This is a genomic window from Palaeococcus sp. (in: euryarchaeotes), assembly GCF_053987695.1.
In genome coordinates this window covers 1-13862 of the sequence record NZ_JBMXHE010000030.1, presented here as the reverse complement: position 1 = coordinate 13862, position 13862 = coordinate 1, and the positions used below count along the sequence as shown (strand labels likewise).

Below are 13862 nucleotides of genomic sequence, written 5' to 3'. Positions count from 1 at the left end.
AAAAGAGAAAAGTCAAAAATTCCCCCATTGGAGGACTATAAAATCGATACTCAAGTTCTATTTTTCTGCTTCACTTTTCGTATTGCATCAAATAAATGTACATTTGTTTTTCTTGGATAGACTTTATCCAAAGACCAAATCCTCACTAATGCAATGCCCGCATTAATCCTAAAGAGGCCCTTCAAGAGGCGATATGATTTTCTTTTCATGATACCTCACTCAACGCTCTCTTGTTTCTTATAACATTTAAATTTTGCTGGGAGTTTATAAATGTACATGCTGTTGGAGTAGAGAATGCTTTGATAATGCCAGTAAAAGAAACTAAAATTACACTCATATCCCAAAGTATCATAAATGCAAAGGCATGAAAACAAAATGTTAAGGGAAAAACCAGCCTTCACTTTTCACCCATACTAATAATCATCTTCCACATTCTCACGGTGTATTCCACCGTAGGCGGGTAGCTCTGCACAATCTCTACTATTTCGGCATTCTTCTTGAAAATTGGAGCGCTTTCCAACAGTTTCTCGAGTTTTTCTCTACTTGTTGCTCTCCATAAGGTATAACTTCCAAGGTTAAAGTTGTAACTGGCTAGAAATTCTATTCCTTCAGGTAGTTCAGATAACCGCTCAAAGAATTTAGCAGCCTCTTTAATGGCACCTAAAGCTTCTGCGTCTGTCCACTTATGGGTTACGAGATACATCGGCATTCCAACACCTCCAATATCATTTACATTTTTACTGTCTCAGCGGGAGCACCTAGAAGAGGAGAAATACCTGCATTGCTATGCTCCACTACCTTATACTCCCCTCCTCTTGTAGAACTTTTAATTGGAAATCTCACTTATTTTATATAAAGATTTTGCTTGAGTAATATGCAAGTTTTATGCACAAAATTTTATATATAACAACTTTTATTTTGTTGTTTAGAATAAAATTTTTGATATATTCCAATGCAAAGGGGATTTGTTACCCTGACAGTATGGGGTATTTAACCGTAAAGTTCATAAGTTGTTGTTGGTGATACGTATATGTCTGCATGAATACGTATGGTGAGAGAGGCGAGGAATCGGCGGATGGAGTGCTTGGAGACGAGAGAATCCACGTGAACTTAACCATACGTAGACAGGTGTGAACACTTGCAAGGCAGAGGTTCGCTAATGTGAGCCGTTTGGTGGAGAGGCTCCTTGAGGTGGCTTTGAATCTTGAATCGAGCCTTGAAATTGTTAGAATTGGTGATTGGGGGTGCCGGGGTAGCCTAGCTCGGGAAGGCGGTGGACTCGAGATCCACTGGGCGTTCGCCCACCAGGGTTCAAATCCCTGCCCCGGCGCCATTGCCGAGCTATTCTAAAAGCATTATCCAGTGAACCTCATCTATCTTAACCAGTAGAGCTTTTCCTTTATTACCTGTAAAATCAGTCACATTTTCCAAAATTATAACTTCATCATCAAAATTCTTTAAAACACCGCTGAAGAGCTGGTCTCCATTTATAGAAACCACGACCTTTCTGTTGAGCCAGTCTTTTAGTATCTCATCTGCCAGGAACGGCTTTTCCTCGCCCATTATTCCACCCCTCTGAGATAATCCCAAAAGATATAAATGCTTTTTGTATATTCTGCACGGGTGAAAAAATGAGGTTTGCTGTAAAGGATGAATCCACGAGGAGGGCATTTCTTGAGGAACTTAGGGCTAATGGGATACGCCATGACGTTAGAGAGGAGCTCGGATATGAAAGCTTCATAGGATATGTAATCGAAGGAACATTCGAGGAAATCGGGGAAACAATTAACAGGATTGAAGGTGAACAGAAGGGGATGATCTTTCAGGGATTCACCACATTTAAGGAGCAGTTTCTCCATGCCCTGGAGCATTTGAAGGAAGGCAAAAAGATAGAGGATCTTCTGACTGAGGGATACTGGATTGGAGATGTTTTGGATCAGTTAATGAGAAATGAAGCGATCGATATTGATGGAGAAGGGTGTGTAAAACTCAAAGAGGGCATGGATGTTACAAAACTTAAGCTGCAGTTTAAGATACCCTATGAGCTCGTTCAGGAACCTGAAGCCATTGAGAAAGTCGCTAAACAGTTCGCTTTTATCGATCTCGTGCCTCAATATGTTGTGGAAATTAAAGAGATGGAGCTCACCAAAATCAATGCTGCCTTGAACATTGCCGCAAAATATTTCGATGAGAGAAAGGTCTTGAGAGCGTACTTTGCCCTGCTTTCAAAATCCATAGTTTCAAGGGAAGTCCTGAGCATTTTGGAACAGCACGAGAAGATTCAAAAAGACGTTATAATAGAAAGCTTTTTGACTTCGTCCCCTATTGAAATATCGAGCGAAAAAGGGCTTCTGGTCATAAACATAGCAGGCAAGAAAGCAATGGAGAATATTTTAAGGCAACTCGAGAAAGAGGGCTACATAGATATAAAAGCAGGAAAAATCAGGAAGGTTAAAGGGGGAGCTCTGTAGTTTCCTTATGCACCTTCAAGACCACCATTGTGTGGGTAGCCACTACCCCCTCCACCTCTCCAACCCTATCAAGGAAGACATTGAGCTCATCGCTGTTTCTCGTTCTAATCTTCACAACCATGTCATAGTTTCCCGTTGTCTCATAGATTTCCACTATTTCCGGATATTTCATAATTTCCTTAGCAACCCGGGTATACATACCCGCCTTTGATTTTATTAGAATAAAGGATAGCATCGTAAAGCCGAGGGACTCGGGATTTAAGATTACCGTGAACTTTTGTATGACCCCATTATCCTTAAGCTTCTTTATCCTCTCGTAAATCGTGGATTCAGCAAGTCCAACTCGTTTAGAAATTTCCCTAAGCGGAGTTCTGCTGTTTCTCTGAAGAATCGCCAATATCTTCTTATCCACTTCATCAAGGCTCGCTCTCATAACATCACCGTCTAAAATTTTTCGGCATACTTTATAAATTTGGCGCAAGGTGATTACCATAGATTTATAAAAAGGCATCAGGTTAAGAGGTTTAGAGGTGAGAGAATGCCCACCAACGTTACCATCGAGTACCTGAAAGCTGAAGAAGAGTATCAAAAAGCTAGAACCATCCCTGAGAAGATTAGGGCACTTGAGAAAATGTATGCGACGGTTCCAAAGCATAAGGGAACCGAGAAGCTCAGGCTTCAAATCAAGCGCAAGCTTTCCGAGCTTAGGAAGGAACTCGAAAAGCAGCAAGCGCAAAGAAAAGGGGGAGGCTATTCTTTCAGTGTTAGAAAGGAAGGTGCTGCCCAGATTGTCCTGGCGGGCTTACCCAACGTGGGCAAATCCTCACTCCTGAAAACCCTCACAAATGCGGATATAGATGTGGCTGATTATCCCTTCACCACAGTTGAGCCAATCCCCGGAATGATGCATCATAAAGACGTTCAAATCCAGCTGGTGGAGGTTCCGGGACTTGTTGAAGGAGCGGCACTTGGAAAAGGTATGGGCACGCAGCTTTTAAGCGTCATAAGAAATGCCGACGCAATAGCCATTGTTGTGGATCTCTCAAATGATCCCACAAAACAGATGGAAATTCTCATGAAGGAGTTTGAGAGGGCGGGTATCAAGGTAAACAAGAGAAAGCCGAGAATAGAGATAAAGAGAACCTCCATGGGGGGCATCATAATCAACGGACAGGAGAACATAAAAGGAGATATAAGAGACGTCATGAGAATGCTTAGAGAAGAAAAGATACACAGCGCCGAAATCACGGTTAAAGAACCTGTGACCCTTGAAGATTTCTCAGATGCCCTTGATAATAGCCTCGTCTGGAAAAAGGCGATAATTATAGCAAATAAAGGAGACGCTCCGGGGAGCAGGGAGAGCTATGAGAGACTTCTCAGGGAATATGGGGAGCGGTTTAAAATAATTCCAGTTTCCGCAAAGAAGAGGATAAAATTAGAGGAGCTTAAAGAGGCACTTTATGAAATAGCAGGGGTCATAAGAGTGTTTACAAAATCACCGGGAGAAGATCCCGCGTATCCACCAATACCCATGAAAAAAGGCTCCACCGTTATCGAGGTCGCAAAGAAAGTGCATAAAGACTTTGCGAAGAACTTTAAATATGCGAGGGTCTGGGGGAAGAGCGTTAAATTCCCAGGACAAAGGGTGGGGGCGGAGCACGTTTTGGAAGATGGAGACATAGTGGAGTTTCATATCAGATGAGATCCTCAATTTTAAATTTATCCCCAGTTAAACTGTCCATTACATACTTCTCCTCCTCTTCAAAAATCCAGAAGACCTTGTACGCCTTCTCTTCCCTGAGGATTTCAATCCTGGGAGTCCACCATGATATTATCCTTAAATTGCCCCATTCAAATGCGCTCTCGATAGCCTTCTGCCTAGCCTCTTCATCGCTTACTAGGGGATCCATAACTTGGTCTTCCCTCACGGTCCATTCATAAATATCTATGATTCCATCACCCCTCTCCACACCGAAGCGATACAAATCAACATAAGCAAAATAGTCAAATACTTTGTCAGGTCTTCCTAAACGTTTGTAAAACAACCTCATGTGGAACAAATGGTACGGATATAACACAAATGTGGCTGGTACTTCGGGTTTGAAGATTGGTCTCATGACTTTAACCTTCAACATTTGACCACCTCCTCTAGATAGCTTCATTATAATTTAAAACATTATGCATGAAATTGTATTCATTGAAACATATATCAAGTATACATCCCTCTATTTGAAATATTTTGCGGCGATAAAGTTATATATGTAAAATTACAGAAATGAAATATGTTGAGCATTGCTCAACATCTCTGTCTGGAGGTGGTAGAATATGGGTCTTAGCGGCGCAGCTTGGGCAACATTGATAATACCTACTCTTTTGGGGATTTTAACGATGTTGCTTTACGGCTACTGGGACAAAATAACGGGAAAGGAGTACTATGTGGATGATGAGATTTTGGCATACGACGAAGACCTAATGGAAGCTCTCAAAAAGGAGGGTAAGGCATGAACGCGGGGATTGCACTTGGGTTTTTGATTTATTTGGGTATCCTTGCTTACATCGGTTGGTGGGCCAATAAGTATACCAAGACAGAGGATCAGTACTTCGTCGGTGGAAGAAAGGTACACGTTCTGGCAGCAACATTGAGTGATAAAGCTAGCGATTTTAGCGGCTGGTTGATGCTGGGATATCCCGGTGCAGCATTTAAAGCGGGTCTCGGAGCTTTTTGGGCTGCAATAGGATGTCTCTTTGGAACCCTAGCGGACTATGTTTTAATAGGGCCAAGACTCAGAATTTATGCAGGTAAATTCAGGGCAATTACCGTACCTGACTACCTAGAAGCAAGACTCAAGGACGATACAAAGCTTATAAGAATCCTAGGAGCATTGATCATACTTATATTCATGAGTGCATACGTGGCGGCTCAGTTCGCAGCCGGTGGGAAAACATTTGCGGAAGGCTTTGGGATAAGCGTCAATACAGGAATACTTATAACAGTTATCATACTGACAGCTTACGTTATTACAGGAGGATTCTTTGCCGTCGTTTGGACGGATGTCGTGCAGGCAGGCTTTATGCTCCTGACTTTGATCATAATGCCGCTGCTGGCACTCTCAAAAATTGGAGGGTTAGGGAGAGCAACCGAAATAATGAGCCAAGTCGAGCCAAGCCATCTACATCCCTTTGGAGGAGCGGCTGGAATAGCGGCTTTGATATTTGCTATAGGATACGCATCCTGGATTGTAGGTTATTTAGGGCAGCCGCACATAGTTACTAGGTACATGAGTGTTGAGGATCCAAGAAAGCTTAGAAGGCCCGGAATCTTTATAAGCGGTACTTGGACAATAATAGTCTTATGGGGTGCTTTCTTCGCCGGATTCCTTGGCTTTGCAATGGCTAAAGCGGGAATATTAACGGTCAGCGACCCCGAGAGAGTTATCCCTGCAATGGCTGTGGAATTGATGCCCTCATGGATTGCAGGATTTGTTATAGCCGGTATAATTTCGGCCGTCATGAGTACCGCAGACTCGCAGCTTCTTGTAGCTTCCTCCGCAATAACAAGAGACGTCTATCACAAAGTTCTAGGAAAAGAGCTCGGAAAGAAGCAAATGGTTAACATCGGTAGATTGGTCGTTCTTGGTGTAGCAATCTTTGCCCTCTACAGTGCTCTCACCGGAAGCAAGGTAGTCTACCAAATGGTCGCAACCGCTTGGGGTGGACTTGCAGTGGGATTTGGTCCCATACTTACGCTGAGCCTCTGGTGGAAACGCGTAACAAAGGAAGGTGGAATAGTAGGAATGGCATATGGACTACTCTCAGAGGTACTCTTAGAGGCTAAGATTTATGGATGGGCATTCACAAAGGATGCTCCAGGAATCTTTGGAACTATAGGAGGATGGTTCCAGGATATTCCAGTGTTTTTCATCAACTTCTTCGTGACTTTATTCGTCATCATAATCGTCAGCCTGCTCACAAAGCCACCTGAAGAGATAGTCAAAACACACGAGAATATCTTTAAGAAGGTCCCAATACAGAGCAGCGGAAAGACTATCATGGAAACAAGGGCAAAGAGCCAGTTTGAAAACGTTGCCGAGTTTGTTAAAGCCAAGAGTTTGGCTTGAATTTTTTCGTTTTTTATCTCTTTATTCAAAAGCATCTTTATGAAATGCAAGTTTTATCCGAAGAAGGGCATATAAATTATGCTCCGGAGTATAAGCATGAAAATTTACATGGGTGAAATATTATGCGCTTGAATGAACATCCCATTCTAAACTTCCAAAAAAGAAGGGGTAAAAAGATAAAAATTTATTTTGAAGGGCAACCCTTAGATGCTTATGAAGGCGAAACAATAGCAATGGCTCTTCATGCAGCCGGAATTAGAGTGCTCAGCTACAGCGGAGAAAAACACAGGCCGAGAGGTCTCTTCTGCGCAATTGGAAAGTGCTCATCATGTCTAGTTAAAGTGAATGGAATTCCAAATGTGCGCTCTTGCATTACATTAGTTGAAGATGGTATGAGGATAGAAAGGCAACAAGGAAAGGAAGAAATTCCAAAAACTGTTAAACCACCTCAATGGAAAGATGCCATTAAAGTTGAAGGAGACGTAGTGATAATTGGGGGAGGCCCTGCTGGACTAATGGCGGCAATTAATGCTGCAAAAGCAGGTGCTAAAGTTGTTTTAATAGACGAAAATCCAATGCTTGGAGGACAGCTTGTAAAACAAACCCATAAATTCTTTGGAAAAAGAGAACAGTTTGCAGGAGTCAGGGGGGTTAAAATCGCCGAGATATTAATAGAACAAGCTGAAAAAAACGAGAATATTGAGCTTTATACCGAAACTTCAGCTATCGGGATCTTCCAAGAAAATGATAGAAAATTAGTTGTGGCGATTAGAAAGAATAAGGAATTAGTTGAATTTTGGGGAAAGGCTATAGTCGTGGCTACGGGTGCTATGGAAAAAATGATTCCTTTTGAGAATAATGACCTCCCCGGTATCTACGGAGCAGGAGCAATACAAACCCTCATGAACACCTACGGAGTGAAACCCGCCGATAGAGTGCTTATAGTGGGAGCAGGAAATGTTGGGTTAATTTTAGCTTACCAACTCCTTCAGGCAGGTGTCGAAGTTAAAGCTATTATCGAGGCAATGCCCAAGGTTGGAGGATATTTTGTACATGCAGCGAAGGTTAGACGCTTGGGGATACCCATCCTGACAAGACACACAATATTAAGGGCAGAGGGGAAAGAAAAGGTCGAAAGGGCTATCGTTGCACAATTGGATGAAAATTGGAAACCAATCCCCGGAACCGAGAAAGTTTTTGATGTGGATGTGATTGCACTGGCAGTAGGTCTAAGACCTAGCATAGAACTTTTGCACCAAGCCGGATGTCAAATAGCTTACGTCAGAGAATTAAGCGGTCACGTAGTTAGAAGAGATGCACGCATGGAAACTACCATTAAAGGCATTTTCGTGGCAGGGGATGCCGCAGGCATTGAAGAAGCCACCACAGCAATGCTGGAAGGTAAAATAGCCGGAATTTCTGCGGCATTATATTCGGGCAAATCAAACATATCTTGGTTAAAAGAAATAGAGAAAACCCAGAAAGAATTAACTGAATTCAGAAGCGGTCCCTTTGGAAAGCATGTTTTAGAGGGTATAAAGAAGGTTATGGTGGGTGAGATAAATGAGTGAAATCCCTGAATACCTCAGAAAGGGCTACATAGAGATAGAAGAGCTCAAGAAGATAATTGAACTTCCAAGTGAAGAGAGATTAAGAAAAAAGCCTGTAGCTATCCCGGAATGTCCGCAAGAAATACCATGTGCACCCTGCAGAGAAATATGCCCGACAGATGCTGTTATCATGGAAAATGTAAATGACATTCCAAGGGTTAATTATGACAAGTGCATTGGCTGTTCTCTGTGCGTCCAAATCTGCCCCGGCTTGGCATTCTTCATGGTGTATTATAAGGGAAATAAGGCAAGAGTTACAATGCCCCATGAGCTTCTTCCTATACCCTCTGTGGGTGAGGAAGTAGTGCTCTTAAACAGAGTCGGTGAAGAAGTTGGGAAAGGCAAAGTTATCACAGTAGTTCCGAGAGAAAAGAGCAAGGGGGATACACCTATAATAACCGTTGAAATGCCCATAGAGCTTGCATGGGATGTCAGAGCAGTGAAGGTGGTGAGAGAATGAGTGAAAAAGACATAATAATCTGCCGCTGTAATGATGTAACCCAGAAAGAGATAGAGGATCTAATAGATCAAGGCATCACTGACATCGAAGAGATAAAAAGGCTTACAAGGATTGGAATGGGTCCCTGCCAGGGAAGAACATGCATTCCTCTTGTAATGCGGATTATAGCTAGAAAAACAGGAAAAAAGATCGAAGAAATACCTGTTCCAGCCACGAGAGTTCCTACAAGACCTGTCCCTATGGGGGTTTTAGCGGGGGCGATGAACAATGAAGAGTGAGGCTAAGACCGTAATAATTGGTGGTGGAATCATAGGACTTGCCATAGCTTACAATTTAGCAAAGATGGGAGAGGAAGATATTGTTGTCCTTGAAAAAGGATATTTAGGTAATGGGTCAACATTTAGATGCGGCAGTGGGATAAGACAGCAGTTTGGTGATGAAGCAAACATTCAAATGATGAAGCGTTCCGTAGAGCTGTGGAGCGGACTTAAAGAGGAACTTGGAATGGATGTAGAATTCCGCCAAACAGGGTATCTCTTCCTTCTCTATGATGAGGAAGAGTTAGAGAGCTTTAAAAAGAACGTGGCACTGCAAAACAAGTTTGGTGTACCTTCAAGAATCATAAGTCCCGAGGATGCTAAAGAGCTCGTTCCTCCACTGAATACAGAGGGTATTATAGGAGCTGCCTGGAATCACACGGATGGAAAGGCTAATCCATTCAAAGCCGTTTTCGCTTACGCCAATGCAGCAAAAAAGCTTGGTGTTGAGATTTATGAGTACACCAAAGCGGAGGATATAAAAGTTGAAAATAGTGAAATCAAGAGCGTCATCACAGACAAAGGGGAGATCAAAACAAGAAGAGTTATCAATGCAGCAAATGCTTGGGCAAAGCTCCTCAATGCTAAACTCGGTATAGACATACCAATTGAACCCTATAAACATCAGAGTGTGAAGACCGAGCCAATAAAACCCGGTCAGATTGAACCCATGGTAATATCCTTCAAACACGATGGAGTTTATCTAACCCAAGAGGCAGAGCAAGGAGGAATAATAGGTGGATATGGACTCAAATACGGCCCCACGTATGACATTACTCCAACATACGAATTCCTCCGTGGAGTAAGCTATCGCTTTACGCAAATAATCCCCTCCCTAAAATATGTTAATGTTATAAGGATTTGGGGAGGTTACTATGCGGAAACTCCCGATGGAAATGCAGCCATTGGTAAGATTAATGAAATAAACGAGTATTACATTGCAGCAGGCTTCAGTGGGCATGGATTCATGCTTGCCCCAGTAGTTGGGGAGATGATGGCAGAGCTAATCGTAAATGGAAAAACTAAAAAACCACTCTGGTTCTATGACCCATACCGTTTCGAGCGTGGAGAGCTTAGAGGTAAAGCCATTCAGATGGGGTGAAAAGGCTCAATTTGTCCTTTTTATTAAAAAGGGGTGATGGTGATGATAAAGACAGATGTTCTTATAATTGGAGGTGGCGCTGCGGGTATAGTTACCGCTTTGACGGCAAAACAAAATTATCCCGATAAGGACATTATCGTTGTAAGAAAAGAGAAAACAGTTCTCGTTCCTTGCGGCATACCCTACATATTTGGGACATTGAGAAGCGTGGAGAAAGATCGTATTTCAGATGATATCCTAACAAAGAATGGGATAGATATACTGGTTGATGAAATACTTGACATTGACCTAAAAGAAAAAATGGCAGAAAGTAAGATGCATGGAAAAATTGCCTTTGAAAAGCTCGTTCTCGCTACAGGGTCAACGCCATTAAAACCGCCCATTAAAGGCATAAATTTGAAAAATGTCTTCTATATATACAAAGATGCTGAATACTTGAAAAATCTTCAAGAGAGGATTGAAGAAAGTGAAAAAATTGTAATAATCGGTGGAGGATTTATAGGGATTGAATTTGCAGATGAACTTAGAAAGCTGGATAAAGAAGTTGCAATTGTAGAGATGCTCCCTCACGTACTCTATGCATCATTTGATGATGAATTTTGTGAGTTAGCAGAAGCCGAACTAAAGAATATCGGTGTCAACGTATATACAAACACAAAGGTTGTAGAAATAACCGGTGAGGACTCCGTTAATGGAGTTCTCTTATCTACAGGGGAAAAGCTAGATACAGATTTAGTTATTGTATCCACTGGAGTCAGGCCAAATACAGAGCTTGCAGAAAAGAGTGGATTGAAAGTGACCAAATATGGCATAGAAATCGATGAATATATGCGCACTTCTCATCCAGATGTCTTTGCCGTAGGAGATTGTGCAGAGAAAAGGGACTTTTTCACAAGAAAGCCAAAACCAGCAATGCTTGCCTCCGTTGCAACTACAGAAGCTAGGATAGCTGGAGCAAATCTATATCAAATAAAAGCATTCAAACAATTTAAGGGAACTCTTGGTATATTCGCTACGAAAGTTGGAAACCTGTCTTTAGGGGCAGCAGGATTAATTGAAAGAAGTGCTAAAAAAGAGGGCTTCGAATATGTGATTGGAAGGAGTGAAGTGTTTGATAAACATCCTGCATCCCTGCCTGACTCAAACAAAGTCTTTGCGAAGCTCATCTTTACAAAACAGGGAGGCTTTTTCTTAGGAGGACAGCTGGCTGGTGGGGATACTATAGGGGAGATGATAAACTTGGTGGGTTTTGCAATCGAAAGTGGCTACACCGCATCCAAATATATCAACCTTCAGATAGGCACCCACCCCATGTTAACTCCTGCTCCTACGGCTCCAGCCACACTAAAAGCTGCAGAAGATGCTTTGAAGAAAATTTATCTTTAATTCCCCTTATTTCCTTCGCATTCTCATTATACTGACAGAATTTGTGATAAAGCCTGTAAAGAGGTACACTATTGCCAAGCACACCACAATTATCCCGACAGTATCATTTCCTTTTCCGATATCCATACCGTCAGGATAAGAGGTATGATAATGCCCGCAAAGAGGGTAAACCCACACCCACACTTATCCTAACAGCACCTCCGATATCCATATAAACCTCCTCCCTCGAAGTTTTGATGATGCTTATGAGTGAGTACTTTCCATACAGCGAACTTCGTCCACATCAGGAAGAATTCATCAGAATAGTTGAAGAAGCCGTTAGGGAAGGGAAAAATGCCATAATAGAAGCACCTACAGGATTTGGAAAGACAATCAGTGTGCTGGCGGGTGTTCTTCCCTATGCAAAGGAGCAGGGGTATAAGGTAATCTACCTCGCAAGAACACATAAACAGATGGATCGCGTCATAGAAGAACTCAAAGCGATAAATAACGCGAATCCGGTCAGCGGCGTGGAATTCAGAAGCAGAAAAGACTTGTGCCTTCATCAATACATTCAAAACTTCGCCCCCGATGCCTACAATGCAATGATAGTGTGCAGGAATTTAAGGAAGCTCAAAAAATGTGAGTTCTTTGAGAATGTAAAGAAAAAAAAGGAGGAATTCGATGAGATAGCAAACTACTTCCTGGAGAACCCCTCAGAGCCAGGCGAGATTTTAAGGTACTCGGAGATGCTCGAATTCTGTCCCTATGAGCTCACGCGCAAAATAGCCTTCGGCTCTGACGTTATAGTTGCCAGCTACCTCTACATGCTGAGCCCTTCAATTAGGGAGAATTTCATGAAGTATTTTGATTTTGATTACTCCGATCTAATCCTAATATTTGATGAAGCTCACAATCTGCCCGACCAAGCCATAAATGCATTGAGCGATAGGTTGAGCATTTTCAGTGTGGCACGGGCCATAAAAGAGGCGGATGAATACAATGAGCATGAGATAGCGAACTTCCTCAGCATATTCTCGAAAGGTCTCGAGAAGCTGTTTCAGGAGAAGGCTGAAGCTTATAAAGTGGAGGAAATCCCCATAAGTCCAGCTGATATATTCATACATCTCTTCGAAACGCTAAACATCAACTCTAGGATTCTCTTAAAATTCCTGAATCAGATGGTTGAAGTGGGAGATGCCATCAGGGAGGATAAAATCGAAAGGAACAAACCTCCCCGCTCGTACGTTGGAAGGGTTGGAGAGTTTCTTCTGAACTGGCTTGCAATGGTGGACAGGGAGGACTACCTCTTTTTAATGAAGAGAGAAAATGGATACTTTTCACTTGAGCTTGTGGCTCTTGACCCCTCGAAAGCGCTTGACTTTGTGAAAGAGGTTCATTCATGTATTTTCATGTCCGGAACGCTCTCCCCCATGGAGGCATTCAAAGATGTTATGGGTATTGAAAATGTCATGCTCAAGAAGTTTCCCCGCATGGTTAAGAGGGAGAATGCCCTTGTGATGGTTGCGAAGGATGTCTCCACGAGAGGGGCCGAGCGCGGGATGGATCTCTACAAGAGAATGGCTGAATACATTGTGGAAGCTTCAAAGCTCATTCCAAAGAACGTTGGAGTTTTCACGGCTTCCTATGAGGTTCTGGAAGGACTCATTTCCGTAAATCTCCCCCTTAGAATCCAGGAAGAAGTGGGAAAGAAGGTTTTCATCGAAAAGAAGGGAGCAACCTCAAAGGAAAATGATATCCTCGTTAAAGCGTTTAAAAATGCTTCCAGAGGAGAGGGAGGCGTTTTGCTGGGAGTTATGGGAGGAAGAAACAGCGAAGGGCAGGATTATATGGGGGATGAGATGAACGGGGCAATTTTGGTAGGAATACCTTACTCAAGACCAACCCCTAGAGTGGAAGCCCAGGTGAGATATTTTGAGAACAAATTCCAAAGGAAGGGGAGATACTATGGTTACTACCTCCCGGCTCACAGGAGGCTGGCTCAAGCGGCGGGAAGGGTTCATAGAAGCGAAGAGGATAGAGGTGTTGTTTTAATCCTCGATTACAGGGCATACTGGAGCAACATAAAGAGGGATCTGCCCGATTGGATGGTCGACTCAATGCGGATTGTAGATTTCGAGAAAATGAAATCGTACCTCAGGAGATTCTATAAATGATGAGTTTTTAAATAAAAAGGAGGAGATCATTTTCTCCTCCTCATGAGAAGGGGAATTAATGCCAGTGCAACTATTGTGGCCGGTCCGCATGTTCCCCCTTGAGCACTCGAAGTTGGTGTAGTTATCGAGCTGGTGCTCGTTGTTGTCGTGGTTGATGTTGTTGTGCTCGTTGTTGATGTTGTGGTTGTTGACGTTGTTGTAGTGCTTGTTGTTGTACTTGTACTTGTAGTTGTGGTTGCTGG

General features: G+C 42.7%; 15 protein-coding genes and 1 tRNA gene. 11 read left to right on the top strand and 5 right to left on the bottom strand.

Going from position 1 to position 13862, the window contains the following annotated elements:
- Positions 1-397: 397 nt before the first annotated feature.
- Positions 398-709: a GYD domain-containing protein gene (locus ACXJGZ_RS02480; RefSeq protein WP_456320750.1), complete on the bottom strand. Its 312-nt coding sequence runs from the start codon at positions 707-709 to the stop codon at positions 398-400.
- A 537-nt stretch (positions 710-1246) separates the two neighbouring features.
- Between ACXJGZ_RS02480 and ACXJGZ_RS02475 the strand changes: the two genes are divergently transcribed.
- Positions 1247-1333 (top strand) — tRNA-Ser (locus ACXJGZ_RS02475).
- An 8-nt stretch (positions 1334-1341) separates the two neighbouring features.
- Here the strand turns inward: ACXJGZ_RS02475 and ACXJGZ_RS02470 are convergent.
- The gene (locus ACXJGZ_RS02470; RefSeq protein ID WP_456320746.1) at positions 1342-1563 is read right to left on the bottom strand and encodes an LSm family protein; all 222 of its coding nucleotides are present in this window, start codon (positions 1561-1563) and stop codon (positions 1342-1344) included.
- Between the two features lie 68 nt (positions 1564-1631).
- Here ACXJGZ_RS02470 and ACXJGZ_RS02465 point away from each other — a divergent pair, with 68 nt between their 5' ends.
- Positions 1632-2471 (top strand): hypothetical protein, encoded by an 840-nt coding sequence (locus ACXJGZ_RS02465; protein ID WP_293255318.1) that lies wholly within the window; start codon positions 1632-1634, stop codon positions 2469-2471.
- Here ACXJGZ_RS02465 and ACXJGZ_RS02460 read toward each other — a convergent pair.
- Entirely contained in the window at positions 2452-2904 is a 453-nt protein-coding gene (locus ACXJGZ_RS02460) for an Lrp/AsnC family transcriptional regulator (RefSeq protein ID WP_456320745.1), read from the bottom strand. The genes ACXJGZ_RS02465 and ACXJGZ_RS02460 overlap by 20 nt on opposite strands.
- A 105-nt stretch (positions 2905-3009) precedes the next feature.
- Here ACXJGZ_RS02460 and ACXJGZ_RS02455 point away from each other — a divergent pair, with 105 nt between their 5' ends.
- Positions 3010-4173, top strand: coding sequence for an OBG GTPase family GTP-binding protein (locus ACXJGZ_RS02455; protein ID WP_456320744.1), 1164 nt, complete (start codon positions 3010-3012; stop codon positions 4171-4173).
- Here ACXJGZ_RS02455 and ACXJGZ_RS02450 read toward each other — a convergent pair.
- The gene (locus ACXJGZ_RS02450) at positions 4166-4606 is read right to left on the bottom strand and encodes a hypothetical protein (RefSeq protein WP_293254201.1); all 441 of its coding nucleotides are present in this window, start codon (positions 4604-4606) and stop codon (positions 4166-4168) included. The genes ACXJGZ_RS02455 and ACXJGZ_RS02450 overlap by 8 nt on opposite strands.
- Positions 4607-4796: 190 nt before the next feature.
- Between ACXJGZ_RS02450 and ACXJGZ_RS02445 the strand changes: the two genes are divergently transcribed.
- From ACXJGZ_RS02445 to ACXJGZ_RS02410, 8 genes are all read left to right on the top strand, one after another.
- The gene (locus tag ACXJGZ_RS02445; RefSeq protein ID WP_293254202.1) at positions 4797-4976 is read left to right on the top strand and encodes a hypothetical protein; all 180 of its coding nucleotides are present in this window, start codon (positions 4797-4799) and stop codon (positions 4974-4976) included.
- The gene (locus tag ACXJGZ_RS02440; RefSeq protein WP_456326878.1) at positions 4973-6589 is read left to right on the top strand and encodes a sodium/proline symporter; all 1617 of its coding nucleotides are present in this window, start codon (positions 4973-4975) and stop codon (positions 6587-6589) included. The genes ACXJGZ_RS02445 and ACXJGZ_RS02440 overlap by 4 nt, the downstream gene beginning before the upstream one ends.
- A 122-nt stretch (positions 6590-6711) precedes the next feature.
- A complete protein-coding gene (locus ACXJGZ_RS02435) occupies positions 6712-8160 on the top strand; it encodes an FAD-dependent oxidoreductase (protein WP_456398223.1) in 1449 nt (482 codons plus the stop codon).
- Entirely contained in the window at positions 8153-8659 is a 507-nt protein-coding gene (locus ACXJGZ_RS02430; RefSeq protein ID WP_456320741.1) for a 4Fe-4S binding protein, read from the top strand. Before ACXJGZ_RS02435 ends, ACXJGZ_RS02430 begins: the two co-directional genes overlap by 8 nt.
- The gene (locus ACXJGZ_RS02425; RefSeq protein WP_456320740.1) at positions 8656-8937 is read left to right on the top strand and encodes a (2Fe-2S)-binding protein; all 282 of its coding nucleotides are present in this window, start codon (positions 8656-8658) and stop codon (positions 8935-8937) included. The genes ACXJGZ_RS02430 and ACXJGZ_RS02425 overlap by 4 nt, the downstream gene beginning before the upstream one ends.
- Positions 8927-10078: an NAD(P)/FAD-dependent oxidoreductase gene (locus ACXJGZ_RS02420; protein ID WP_293254207.1), complete on the top strand. Its 1152-nt coding sequence runs from the start codon at positions 8927-8929 to the stop codon at positions 10076-10078. Before ACXJGZ_RS02425 ends, ACXJGZ_RS02420 begins: the two co-directional genes overlap by 11 nt.
- Positions 10079-10114: 36 nt before the next feature.
- Positions 10115-11464, top strand: coding sequence for an FAD-dependent oxidoreductase (locus tag ACXJGZ_RS02415; RefSeq protein ID WP_456320739.1), 1350 nt, complete (start codon positions 10115-10117; stop codon positions 11462-11464).
- Between the two features lie 245 nt (positions 11465-11709).
- Positions 11710-13620 carry a helicase C-terminal domain-containing protein gene (locus tag ACXJGZ_RS02410; protein ID WP_456398224.1) on the top strand — a complete coding sequence of 637 codons (1911 nt, stop codon included), beginning with the start codon at positions 11710-11712 and terminating at the stop codon, positions 13618-13620.
- 26 nt (positions 13621-13646) lie between these two features.
- Here the strand turns inward: ACXJGZ_RS02410 and ACXJGZ_RS02405 are convergent.
- Positions 13647-13862 (bottom strand): CGP-CTERM sorting domain-containing protein (locus ACXJGZ_RS02405; RefSeq protein ID WP_456398222.1); only part of this gene is annotated, 216 nt, incomplete at its 5' end.